The sequence below is a fragment of the Atribacter laminatus genome, from assembly GCF_015775515.1.
GTDB classification, from domain to species: domain Bacteria; phylum Atribacterota; class Atribacteria; order Atribacterales; family Atribacteraceae; genus Atribacter; species Atribacter laminatus.
This window is the reverse complement of sequence record NZ_CP065383.1, coordinates 764,270-776,866: the sequence shown is the minus strand read 5'-3', so window position 1 is coordinate 776,866 and position 12,597 is coordinate 764,270. Positions and strand designations below refer to the sequence as shown.

The window sequence follows — 12,597 nt, the reverse complement described above, 5'->3', positions numbered from 1 at the left end:
CTATGAAAAACCGAAAAATTAGCGATCAAGACTTTCAACATCGAGTAAAACGGTTACAAGAAGAAATGAAAAAAGAAAATGTTGACTTATGGGTGGGTTATTCAAGTGAAAGTGAAGCCTCGATATCTTTGTATTTAGCAGGATTTCAGCCTTTTTTTGATTTTGCTGGTGTTATGGTACCCAGAGAAGGTGAAGCAGTTTTACTCACCGGTGGACCGGAATCGTATGAGATGGCTAAAGAATTTTCCCGGATTAAAAAAATTCTTATTCATGGTTTGTTTGTTGAAACTTCAGCACCTGAATGGGTTCCTGATACTGAAATTTTAGATTTTTCGGCTATAATTCCCCAGGTTATAGGAAGGATTCATCCAAAAAAAATAGCCATTAGTCAATGGAATACTTTTCCATACCTTATATTTCAAGATTTGGTAAAAAATCTTCCTAATGCTGAGGTCGTGTCTGGTGATGAAATGCTGCTTCGAGTTCGTCAAATTAAGTCGAAAGAAGAAATTGAGGTTATTGCTGAAGCCTATCGTATTACTGAGGAGTCAGTAAAACGTGCTTTAGAAGTTGCACAAATAGGCGTGAGTGAACGTTTTTTAGAAAATGAAGGTCGGAAAGTAATGCTTGATTTGGGGGCGGAAGGAACATCTTATCCTATATGGGTTTGTTCGGGAAAAAACACTTCTCGAAGTTTATGTAGGTCAACCGATAAACTTATTCAGGCAAACGAATTAGTGCAAATTACTTTTGGTGCTCGATATCAGGGATATTGTGGAAACATGTGTCGGGTTTTTTCCATTGGAGAGCCCGACCCAAAAGTAAAAAAAATGATGTTGGTTGCCCTCCAATCGATGGAAGATGCTCTGGAAATAATGCGGCCAGGTGTTCTTTCTACTGATGTTTTTAAAAAATATCATAATCATCTAGCAAAATATGGATGGGAAAAATTTACTCTTTATGGACCTGCGCATGGGACGGGAGTTTCCGAAGTCGAAGGTCTTTGGCTATCTGAAAATAGCCCCTTTGTTATTCAACCGAACATGGTGTTTAATATTGATATATGGCTTGCTGATGGTGAGGTAGGAATGAGGTATGAAGATGGAATCGTAGTTACAGAAAAAGGGATTCGAGAATTTAACCCATATCGCCGAGAAATCATTATTTTATGATGTTAAAATAAAAGATTTTGAGAAAATTAAATTTTTACCTGAAGGAGGTTGTGTTATGTTTCAGGTTTTAGCCGTTTCAACCAATACTTACCATAATTTTTCCCTTGACGATGCTTTAAAAGGCATAAGCCAGGCTGGTTTTCAATATTTAGAGTTGGCATGTGTTCGGGGCTGGACTGAGCATTTTTCATTACAAGGTTTTTCCGAGGCAGATATAAGAAAATTAAAAGAAAAATGTGACCTATACAACTTAAAGATAAGTAGCCTGAGCGGTCATTCCGATTTATCTCAGCCCGAAGGCTTTGAGAATCTAAAAAAGGCAGTTGATTTAGCAGTAATGCTTGGTGTTAAGGTTGTCAATACTGGATCGGTTGAAAAAGAAAGCGACTTAGCGGTATTTTATCAATATATTCCAGATTTAGGTAAGTACGCACTTAATAAAGGAATTAAGGTAGGGCTTGAGATCCATGGTGATGTTCTAAAAAATGGACAAGCAGCAAAGAAAATCATGGAAACTATTAATCATCCAGCTATTGGAATTAATTATGATACTGGGAACTGTATTTTTTATGGTGATAGTTTACCCGAGGAAGATATCATTCATTGTCTTCCCTGGATTCTTCATATCCATCTAAAGGATAAAATAGGTGGTTATAAAGTATGGAACTTTCCAACCTTAGGTGAGGGGAAGGTTGATTTTAAAAAGATTATTAGTATCTTGAGAGAGAAAAAGATTGATGTACCATTAAGTGTTGAAATTGAATACAGTGGTTCATTTGACCATCCAGTTACTTATGTTGATGAATGCGTGAAAAAATCCTATGATTATCTTCAAAAAATAATCGTTTAGGAGGCAGACATTATGCGTAAGGGAGACTTCATTTTCTATAATCTTCGGTCGGGTCAAAAGGGTAATGATATCAATATTATTTTCCCCGGTTGGAAACCGGAAGATGAAAGGGTTGCAGTGTTTTCGCCCCATGATGACGATGGGATTCTTGGGCCAGGATCGCTTATTCAGGGCATTCCCCTCTTTGGAGGTGACGTCCATATTATTATATTTTGTAATGGTTCTGGTGGGTATAGTGTTATAGAACAGAAATATATTATCACTGCCCTTCGCTCCCGAGAAACAGCTCGAGCTTATAACATTTTGGGGATTAAGGAAGAGAAAATCCACCGCCTTGAATACGATGATTATAGCGTTTTCCCCTTTATTGGTTTTAAGCTTCCCGGAGGCGAGGAGGGTACATTTAAGAAAATTATGCCTCTACTTCGTCAGTTAAAGATCACCCGGGTTTTAGTCCCCAATGGATATAGAGAACATCTTGATCATACAGCTACTTATATGGTTGGATCTTTTGACACTCCTCAAATTGGTGATCCAGTAATGGCAGACTGGGGCCAAACTGAACCCATTCGCTCGATTCTACAATATGCGGTATGGAGTGATTTTTCTCCTGAAGATGCAATGGTTGAGGGCGTAGACGTCAAAATCCGAGCTAATCGGGCATTGAAGGCTCCTATAGAAGCGGAAAAGAATATCCTTAAAGCCATGGAAGAATATCAAACCCAAGCAAAAATTATATCTGGACTATTAAAAGCTCGAGAAGAAAGAATAATTTCAAATAATCAGGTGGCCGAAGTCTTTCTTTCTTTTGAACCACGTCCTCGGTGTGAGTATAAAAAATACATTCATCAAATAGAAAAGATAGATAATTCTGGGGGTCAATCTCAATGAAAAATATTGCATTGTTAGGTTCTGGATTTATTGCAGGGGTCCATATGGAAGGTTGGAAAAGAATCACAGGGGCTAATATAGTTGCTTTTTTTGAGATAGTACCCGAAAAAGCCCTAAATTTTCAAGAAAAATATTCAATACCTCACTATTCTTCGTTGCCTCGTTTATTGGAGGAGAAGGAAGTTGATATTGTAGATGTTTGTTTGCCAACCTTTTTGCATCGGGATTATGTTTTGCAATCTGCTCAAGCCGGGAAACACATCATCTGTGAAAAGCCAATGGCTTTAAATGTCGAAGATGCTGTAGCAATGAAAAATGCCTGTCAACTGAATGGTGTTGAGCTTATGATTGGTCATGCGCTCCGGTTTTGGGGAGAATATAAGAAAGCTAAAGAATTGGTTACACAGGGAAAAATTGGGAAAATACTCTCCTTGGATGCTTACCGACTCAGCGTTTCGCCCACTTGGTCGGTGGTTAGCTGGATTCTTCAGCAAAATTTAAGTGGCGGAGCTGCGTTAGACCTTCATATTCATGACTTGGATTTTGCGAACTGGGTTGGGGGAAAGCCTATAGAAGTATTTTCACGAGGAGTTCAGTCGGTTAATGGTTCCTGGGATCATGCTCAAACTAGCATTCGTTATAGTGATGGAATAATAGCAAATATCGAAGGCGGCTGGATGATGAAGGGAGAATTTCCTTTTACAATGGGGTACCGGATTTTGGGAACAGAAGGTGTTATTGAATGGGAATTCCGTGCCGGAGTAAATATTGAGCAAAGAGGAGATGCGAATCCTATAATTATCTATCGAGAGGGTGAAAAAGAAGAAAAAATTAACGCTCAAGATGATGATGCTTATTATCTAGAACTAAAATATTTCTTTGATTGTATTGAAAACCATCGAACCATCGAGCAAGCAACTCCAGACCACGGAATTACTGCCGTTCGAATAGCTACTGCAGCTCTGGAATCAATGGAAAAAGGTATCATAGTAAGATTATAACTAGATTTTAATTTGTTGAAATGAGAAGGGTTTTTTGTTAGATGGTTTAAGTTGGGCAGGGGGTTTTTTTAGAAGTAAAATTTCTTTTTTTAGGGTGATATGAAAATGAATGAAAATGAAGTGAGTGCTCATTAAAGAAAAAAACATGCGTAAGATTTTAATTGTTGAAGAAGATATTTTAATCCGAGAAAGGCTATCAAATTTACTCCGTGATGAGGGGTATTATGTTATTGCTGTAAAAGATCGAAGCGTGGCCATCAATTGTTTAGAAAGAGAATCAATTGAAATAATGATTATAGCTGAGAAAATTATTCAAGAAAATGGTTTTGAACTCTTATCAGTTGCCAAACAACGCTGGTCTAATATAGTTATAATTGCCTTCGGTGAAAACGAGAATGCGTATCGAGTCCGGGGTCTTCTCACTAAAGGAATTTATGAATACTTATCACAACCCCTTACTCCTTCAAGAGTACTTTCCTCAATTAAAAGAACAGAGGAGAGGATAACTCTTCTGGAAGAAAACAAAGACTTAAAGCGCCGAATTGACTATCGTTATTCTTTTGCTGGAATTACTGGGGTATCAGAAAAAATGCAGAAAGTTTTTTCTTTAATACTTCAAGTTTCACAAATAAAACGACCGATTTTACTTTTGGGGGAATCGGGCACTGGAAAGGAAATGATAGCACGAGCCATTCATAAATATGCCTTTCCTGATGAAAAAGGTTTTTACAAAATACTCTGTAGCAATTTACCACCTGGTGCCCTTAAAGGAAAAATATTTTATCGCGATATTGATGTTTCATCAAAAAAGGATGCTCTTGATCAGTTGCTATCCGGAACGATTTATTTTGAGGATATCCATCTTTTACCCTACCCTCTTCAGATCGAATTCATAGATTTTCTTGAGGAAAATCGTTTTAGTCGAGGCGATAAAGATTTACATATAATTACTTCAACCGAAGTTCCTCTTGAAGAAGAAGTAGCCCGGGGAATGTTTCGTAATGATCTCTTTTATTTTCTCAATGCAGTAAAAATCGAAGTACCCTCTCTACGAGAAAGGATGGAGGATATTCCTTTTCTAATCGATGTTTTTTTAAAGGAAATTGAAGAAGGAACCAATAAAAAAACAATTAAAATTAGCAAAGAAGCTTTGAATTTGTTATTAGAATATCATTGGCCTGGTAATATTACTGAGTTAAAAAATACCTTGGAAGGTATGGTTATTTTAAGTGAAAGTGAGCTGATTCTCCCTGAAGACATCCCTGTTCACATTAAAAGCGGTATCGGGACTGTTCGATCGCTTCAAATAGAAGTTGGAATGCCTTTGGAACAAGCAGAAAAAATTTTAATTTGGGAAACCCTGAAAGCAAATCGTTTTAACAAGAGTAAGAGTGCCCAAATTCTTGGAATCGGTCTTCGTACCCTTTATCGTAAAATCGAACAGTATAATCTTGATAAACAATAGAGGTATATTTAAAAGCTGCTCATGCCATTTTGAGGAATGAGATTGTAAGGAAAAACGATAAAATGATTTCCCGTCATTGTGTGTTCGTCTTCTAAAAAAGGGTGATTGAAAGGATGTTTTAAATAATAAAATAACTTAATTTTCTTATTGAGGATATTAATAGAGATGCCCCTTTTTTTTACTGAATTCGAATCCTTGAATAAATTTCTCGTTAAAGCTTTTATCTCACTACAGTAAACCAATAAAACTAAGAAAATTTTCCTCTTTCATTTTGTCAAATATGTTAATTTGGCACACTATCAAGAGAAATGTTGCATAAATAACCGATTTTTAATATTAATACTTGTCAATTTGACAGGAAATTGATTTTGATTGACTTTAACCCTCTTGCAATTTTCAAAAAAATGGTTAAAATGAGATACGATAAATTAAATAAATACTTCCGAAAGGGGTGAATGTCGAGTGAATATTAAACCACTCGGAGATCGCATCCTTGTAAAAAGGATCGAAGAAGAAGAAGTTCATAAAGGCGGCATTATTATTCCCGATACCGCAAAGGAAAAACCACAACAAGGTTCAATTGTTGCTGTTGGTAGTGGCAAAGTAAACGAAGATGGAAATCGTATGCCTCTTGAAGTAAAAGCAGGTGATCGAGTACTTTTCGGGAAATATGCTGGCTCGGAAGTAAAGATTGGCGACGAAGAGTATCTCATTATGCGAGAGGATGACATTCTCGGAATTATCGAAGAGTAGTAGAAGGGAGGTACACGATAATGGCGAAATCAATCATTTTTGAAGAAGAAGCCAGACAGTCAATTTTAAGAGGAGTAAAAATTCTGTCTGAAGCAGTCAAAGTGACTTTAGGTCCAAAAGGAAGAAATGTTGTTATTGAAAAGAAATTTGGATCACCAACAATTACCAAAGACGGAGTAACCGTTGCTAAAGAAGTTGAATTAGCCGACCCCAAAGAAAACGTTGGTGCTCAACTGGTAAAAGAAGTTGCTTCTAAAACCAGCGATGATGCCGGAGATGGAACGACAACAGCAACTATTCTTGCTGAAAGAATTTATCGTGATGGCTTGCGAAACGTTGCAGCTGGTTCCAACCCGATGTTATTAAAAAGGGGTATTGATAAAGCAGTTGATGAAGTCGTTAAAAAGTTAAAAGAAATGAGTAGAGAAGTTGGTGAAAGAAAAGAAATTGCGCAGGTTGCTACCATTGCTTCCAATAATGATGAATCTATCGGAAATATTATATCTGATGCGATGGAAAAGGTAGGAAAAGATGGAGTTATCACTGTTGAAGAAGCCAAAGGATTGGAAACTACCTTAGAAGTTGTTGAAGGGCTTCAATTTGATAGAGGATATCTCTCGCCTTACTTTATCACTGACCCCGATCGCATGGAAGTTGTTTTAGAAAGTCCCTATATCCTTATTTATGAGAAGAAGATCTCGGCTATTAAAGACTTACTTCCTCTATTAGAAAAAGTTGTTCAACGAGGGAGGCCTTTGCTTATTATTGCTGAAGAAGTTGAAGGTGAAGCTCTTGCTACTTTAGTAGTCAATAAGCTTAAGGGTGTCATTAATGGAGCAGCGGTTAAGGCACCAGGTTTTGGTGATCGCAGAAAAGCTATGTTAGAGGATATCGCTATTATGACGAATGGTACTTTTATATCCGAAGACTTAGGAATTAAATTAGAAAACCTAACCCTTGATGATTTAGGAGAGGCCAGCAAAGTAGTAATTGACAAGGAAAACACCACTATCATTGAAGGAAAAGGCACTAAAGATAAGATTGTTGCCCGAATGAACCAGATCAAGCGTCAGGTTGAAGAAACCACTTCTGATTATGATCGTGAGAAATTACAAGAACGATTGGCAAAAATTGCCGGTGGTGTCGCAGTTATTCATGTTGGAGCCGCGACCGAAGCTGAAATGAAAGAAAAGAAAGCTCGGGTTGAAGATGCCCTTCATGCTACCCGTGCTGCAGTAGAAGAAGGAATAGTTCCCGGTGGTGGAGTTGCATTAATTCGCTGTGCTTCAGCAATCGATAGTTTGCCATTGACCGGAGATGAAAAAATTGGCTCTAATATAATAAAAAAGGCTTTAGAAGAGCCAGCTCGAATGATTGCTGAAAATGCTGGAGAAGAAGGTTCAATCATTGTAGAGAAAATCAAAAGTTCGGAGAAACCAACCTTTGGGTACAATGCACTAACCAATGAATTTGTTGATATGTATGAAGCAGGAATTATTGATCCTACCAAAGTAACCCGTGCAGCATTACAAAATGCGGCTAGTGTCGCCTCCATAATGTTGACTACCGAATCAGTCGTGACTGAGATACCTGAAAAGGAAAAAACACCCCCAATGATGCCACCAAACCCTGATATGGGTTATTAAAAAATAAAAAATGCTATAATATAGCCCGGAGGGATGATTTCTCCGGGCTATATTGGGATGCAGTTGATAGGTCTGGGAGGTAGCAAAAATGCCAATTTATGAATACCAGTGCACAGAGTGTGGGAATGTGTTTGAAGAGTTGCAATCATTCTCTGATAAACCAATAACTCAATGTCCTCTCTGTAAAGGGAGAGTTAGAAAACTAGTAAGCAAGGGTGTGGGCTTATCTTTTAAGGGAAGCGGTTTTTACTGTACCGATTATCGTTCTTCTCATTCTTCACCTGCCCATTCAAATTGTTCAAGTGGTTGTAGCACTGGGAATTGTTCGACCTGTGGAAGTTCATCAAACTCAAAGGCCCCGGCTTTAAAGACGAAGGAATAACATGGGCGGCTTTTCATATATTTTAATTTTTGCAGTTTTAATAATTGGAGCGATTGTCTGGGGTTTGAAGAGAAAAAAGACGATCTCGGTTTCTGATTTTTGGCAAGAAAAAGAAAGTGAATATTCAGAAAAAAGAATCCTTTCATCTTTTGCCCGTTATTTAGGAGGCCATGCCCGTTTTGAAACGACAACGGAAGGCCTCCTTTTTTTAATGTCAAAAAGTTTGTGGTTCGAGAATTTTGAAAAAGGTGCAAATATTTTTGGATTTGCTTTTCCTTTCGAAAAAGTCATTTTTCGAATTCCACTCTCCCGGATTGGTCAAACCAAAACAATCCCCGAAAAAGAACTTATCTCTCAAGGCATACTTCATCCTAGTATGAATGTAAGACGTGTCAATCGAAAGCCAGAATATCTTTCGGTGAGTTATATAGATGAATGGGGAAGAGAAAAAGAATTATTTTTTGACAGCATGGTTGACCTTTCACAATGGCATCAAGCCATAAAAACTGCTTTAGATAATTATGTTCCTGATGTAGAAGAAGAAAAAATTGGCGTGTGTCCTAAATGCGGGAAAAAAGTATCTCCTGATTTTAAGCTCTGCCCATATTGTGGTTGCCGCTTATCATAGAAATAGTCAATTATAATGACGACTTGTCCATCCTCATTTCACTCATTTTTTCTCTAAAAAAATAAAAAAGATTATGTGGTATTGAGTAATTATTAAATATTTAACTATTATCATACTAGTATTATATTTAAAGTTATAATTTAACAATAAAACCATGAGAAAGGATTTAAAAGTTAATTCATGAAAGGGTTGAAAATTGGGCATTATACAGATTTAAGTGTTTATACCGGGAGTACAGTATTTCTTTTTGAAAGAAAAAACCGCGCTATAGCCTCAGTTCGTGGTGGTGCACCGGGAAGTAGGGAGCTCAATGCTCTTTCTCCGGGGCAATTGGTTGAAAATATTGATGCTTTGGTATTCTCTGGAGGTAGTTCATTTGGAATTGATAGTATGTCAGGAGCAGTTGAGTATCTACGCCAAAAAGGAGTTGGATATAAAACCAAAGCCGCCAATATTCCAATTGTCGCTGGTGCAGTTATCTATGATTTAGAAGTTGGAAAAAATGCTGCTCCTCATTCAGAATGGGTTTATACTGCTTGTGAGAACGCAACCGAGAAACCAAAAGAAGGAACGGTAGGAGCTGGGACTGGGGCTTCAGTAGGAAAAAGCTCGGGAATTCGATTTGCTATGAAAAGTGGTTTTGGATGGGGAAAATCTCCTCAGCATCGAGACGGTATCCATACTTTTATTGTTACCAACGCATTAGGCGACATTTATGATCCTAGAAATGGACAATTATTAGCTGGTAGAAGAAACAAAAGCGGGGAAATTGAAGGCTTTTTGAAAAATATTCAAAATGATACTGGTTTTACATCTTATTATAATACCACCTTGACTTTGGTTGTTCTGGACTATTTTTTTTCAAGAGAAGACCTTTTAATGCTTTCTCATGTTGTTCATTCTGCTTTATCAACTTGCATTCGACCCTATGCAACTCTTTTTGATGGGGATACCATTTTTATGGTTTCAATGGGTGATCGACGTCCCAACTATCTGAGCATACTTCAGGGGTTATATGAAAGTGTTGCCGAAGCTGTTATCCATTCAATTTTATTCGCTGAAGGGTTACCTATGCTTCCTTCACGAAGTGATATAATAAAATAAACTGATAAAGTTAAAATTTAGACTGAAAGAAGGATGTTTTAGCTTATCGAAAATAGGGACGAATTTAGTCTAAACCGTCGACCAAAAAGGCGGCGAGAGATGGATAAAGAAAACTTTATCCGTCTGGTATCTCAGCAGAGAACTGGAACGGAGGGAAAAGCGTGAAATTACAAACAAAAAAGATAGTATTAGCTGGTGTGTTAGGGGCAATTTCTATTATCCTCAGTGTAACTCCTATTGGATTAATCCCGGTACCAAATCTCTCAGGATCAGCAACGACGATGCATATACCAGCTATAGTTGCTGGTATAATTGGTGGTCCTTTGGTTGGCGCTTTAGTTGGTCTTATCCTTGCTTTTTCTACAATGAATTTGTTCTTCGCCATGGGGGTTAATCTTGTTGCCTGTTTTGTTCCTCGAATATTGATTGGTGTAGTTGCTTTTTATATTTGGACTGGTTTGAAGAAAGGAAATGTTGGTATCGTTGCATCAAGCTTGGGAGCTACTTTTGTTAATACAATAGGAGTCTTAGGTTTAGCTGTTTTATTTGGGAATTTTACCCTACAACAGATAGCTCCAATTATTGCTTTAAATGGAACATTAGAACTCATTTTTTCAGCGATAATTGTTCTTCCTTTGGTCAAAATATTGCAGCACCAGTTCCCTTCAAAATGAGAATTTTTTAGTTTTGCTTTTAATGCCATTAACTTTTTACTATCTTTACAGGATAAACCCTCATGCTGCTTCGCAGCACCAGATGAGTATGAAAATGAGTTACCCCCTCACCTTAATCCTCTCCCACCAGGGGAGAGGAAAAAAGAAAAAAGCCTCCCACGAAGGGGCGAGGGAAAAAGAACAAAAGAATTAATCGTTCCTTCTCCCTTGATGGGAGTGTACGAACGGGGACATAGGTTACACTTTAGTCTAAGGACATAGGTAACACTTTTTAATCATCTTGAATCTCCGTTGATTCAAAAGTAAGGGTCTTTTTATCAATTATACCAATATCATAGGTAGAGAAACTAACTAACCAGGAATGAGTATAGTCTTTGAATCCGAGAAGTTCACCAGCAAAGACTTTACTGATTCTGATCAGACGGTTGCCATAAAGAGAAATCCGTCCTGAGGAATCGACTTTACGAGTGAGCGTATGATGAGGATATTCACAATCACTTAAGGTTTTTGGATAGGGCCGGTCACTTTTGTGGTACCAGGAAGCTGGGGTTTCTTGGTTGATTGCTTCATGGGGTCGTACGGTGTTATAGATGGTTTTAAAGGTTTCAAAGCGGTCTTGTTGGGTGAAAAGATTGGTGGCTGGTTTTTGACAGGCCTCTTCTTTTAAGGTGCGGTGCATCCGTTCATGACGGCTATTTTGTTCTGGATGTCCCGGATCAATGCGCTCTAAGATGATGCCGAGTTTCACTAACCACACCGAGAGTTGAGTGAGTCCAAAGGGAGAGTGAAGAGAAGCAAAGGGACTCCCGTTATCACTGCGGATCACCTGGGGAAGACCATATGTGGAAAAGCACTCTTTGAAGACCGGAAGGGATTCTTGAATGCTGGGAGAGGAAAGAGCTTCACAGGCAAGGAGATACCGGCTATAGTGATCGGTGATGGTTAAAGGATAACAGTATTTCCGATCTTGGGTTCGAAATTGTCCTTTAAAGTCGACACACCAGATCTCATTGGGTTCATGGCTGGTTCGAAGTTGACTGGTTGGCACACTTCTTCTCAATCGACGAGGGTGTGATCTCACCAGTCCATGGCGAGATAAGATGGCACTGATGGTACTGATTGCTGGAAAGACAATATCGGGATACTGTCTTTCCAAGGCGGGCTTGAGCTTTTTAGCTCCCCAACTGGGATGCTTGAATTTGGTATCCAGAATCATTTGCTCGGTCAGGGCATCAGTTTGACCCGCCAGGTGATGAGGACGTCGGGATTGATCTTTAAGTCCATCCAAACCAAAGGCTTGAAAACGATGAATAAACTTATAGGCGGTTTTTCGAGAGATTCCATATTCTCGACACAAATCTGTCACCTTTTCCTTGTTGAGATAACGATAAATCAATTCTTGTCTGAGATCCACTTTGTGTACCTCCGTCCATGGCATAAGGCATTCCTCCTTATGCCAGTAGTATACAAAGTGTTACCTATGTGTCAGGAACTTTCTGTTACCTATGTGTCCGGATCATACCGAGAAGGTGAGGATGAGGGTGAAAGCCCAGAATGAGATCCTGGTTAGTTGCTCAATATGATTACCTATAAAAAATCATTCCAGTATTTTCAGAATAGATCCTCCTACCATTGTATGATAGGAGGGTGATAAAAGTACGGTTTCACTAATCCGTTATTGTTAAAAGTACAAAGACGTGGCAATCTCATTAACTTTCTCGGTTATTCTGAGGAGCGTCTTGCGCAACGTGAGAATCCAATCCTTTAAAGTATTTTGAAGAAAGGTTTATGAGATGAGATCCTTACGGATTTGAAATGTGAATCCCCAGGACGAGGCATCTCTATCGCTCCTTCTCACTTGATGGGAGAAAGTAAGGATAGGGATAAAATTTAATTAATCAATACTCAAAACTCAAATATCACAATATTTACAAAATAGAAGGTGATGAAAGCCCAAAATTAGACCTACCATAGCTTTTCACTACTTCAAATAAAGACTGAGTGCAAAAAATTATCACTCCTTCGTTTTTA

Annotated in this window: 12 protein-coding genes; 11 read left to right on the top strand and 1 reads right to left on the bottom strand. The window is 38.2% G+C overall.

Annotated elements, in window-relative coordinates:
- Positions 1-2 precede the first annotated feature (2 nt).
- The 11 genes from RT761_RS03705 to RT761_RS03655 all read left to right on the top strand — a co-directional run bounded on the left by RT761_RS03705 (position 3) and on the right by RT761_RS03655 (position 10,566).
- Positions 3-1,172: a M24 family metallopeptidase gene (locus tag RT761_RS03705; RefSeq protein WP_218112739.1), complete on the top strand. Its 1,170-nt coding sequence runs from the start codon at positions 3-5 to the stop codon at positions 1,170-1,172.
- A 55-nt stretch (positions 1,173-1,227) separates the two neighbouring features.
- The gene (locus RT761_RS03700; RefSeq protein WP_218112738.1) at positions 1,228-2,022 is read left to right on the top strand and encodes a sugar phosphate isomerase/epimerase family protein; all 795 of its coding nucleotides are present in this window, start codon (positions 1,228-1,230) and stop codon (positions 2,020-2,022) included.
- Positions 2,023-2,034: 12 nt separating this feature from the next.
- Positions 2,035-2,913, top strand: coding sequence for a PIG-L family deacetylase (locus RT761_RS03695; RefSeq protein WP_218112737.1), 879 nt, complete (start codon positions 2,035-2,037; stop codon positions 2,911-2,913).
- Positions 2,910-3,914, top strand: coding sequence for a Gfo/Idh/MocA family protein (locus RT761_RS03690; RefSeq protein ID WP_218112736.1), 1,005 nt, complete (start codon positions 2,910-2,912; stop codon positions 3,912-3,914). Before RT761_RS03695 ends, RT761_RS03690 begins: the two co-directional genes overlap by 4 nt.
- 145 nt (positions 3,915-4,059) lie before the next feature.
- On the top strand, positions 4,060-5,379 hold the full coding sequence (locus tag RT761_RS03685) for a sigma-54-dependent transcriptional regulator (protein WP_218112735.1): 1,320 nt from the start codon (positions 4,060-4,062) through the stop codon (positions 5,377-5,379).
- Between the two features lie 462 nt (positions 5,380-5,841).
- A complete protein-coding gene (gene groES / locus RT761_RS03680) occupies positions 5,842-6,132 on the top strand; it encodes a co-chaperone GroES (protein WP_218112734.1) in 291 nt (96 codons plus the stop codon).
- Between the two features lie 17 nt (positions 6,133-6,149).
- Positions 6,150-7,778, top strand: coding sequence for a chaperonin GroEL (groL, locus tag RT761_RS03675; protein WP_218113395.1), 1,629 nt, complete (start codon positions 6,150-6,152; stop codon positions 7,776-7,778).
- 88 nt (positions 7,779-7,866) lie between these two features.
- Complete coding sequence (locus RT761_RS03670) at positions 7,867-8,160, top strand: FmdB family zinc ribbon protein (RefSeq protein ID WP_218112733.1); 294 nt, start codon at positions 7,867-7,869, stop codon at positions 8,158-8,160.
- Between the two features lies 1 nt (position 8,161).
- Positions 8,162-8,788, top strand: a complete 627-nt coding sequence (locus RT761_RS03665; RefSeq protein WP_218112732.1) for a zinc ribbon domain-containing protein — start codon at positions 8,162-8,164, stop codon at positions 8,786-8,788.
- A 180-nt stretch (positions 8,789-8,968) separates the two neighbouring features.
- On the top strand, positions 8,969-9,892 hold the full coding sequence (locus tag RT761_RS03660) for a P1 family peptidase (protein WP_218112731.1): 924 nt from the start codon (positions 8,969-8,971) through the stop codon (positions 9,890-9,892).
- A gap of 161 nt (positions 9,893-10,053) precedes the next feature.
- Positions 10,054-10,566, top strand: coding sequence for an ECF transporter S component (locus RT761_RS03655; RefSeq protein ID WP_218112730.1), 513 nt, complete (start codon positions 10,054-10,056; stop codon positions 10,564-10,566).
- Positions 10,567-10,837: 271 nt separating this feature from the next.
- On the opposite strand, the gene RT761_RS03650 is transcribed toward RT761_RS03655, so the two are convergent.
- Entirely contained in the window at positions 10,838-12,004 is a 1,167-nt protein-coding gene (locus RT761_RS03650; RefSeq protein ID WP_218110800.1) for an IS481 family transposase, read from the bottom strand.
- Positions 12,005-12,597: the final 593 nt, after the last annotated feature.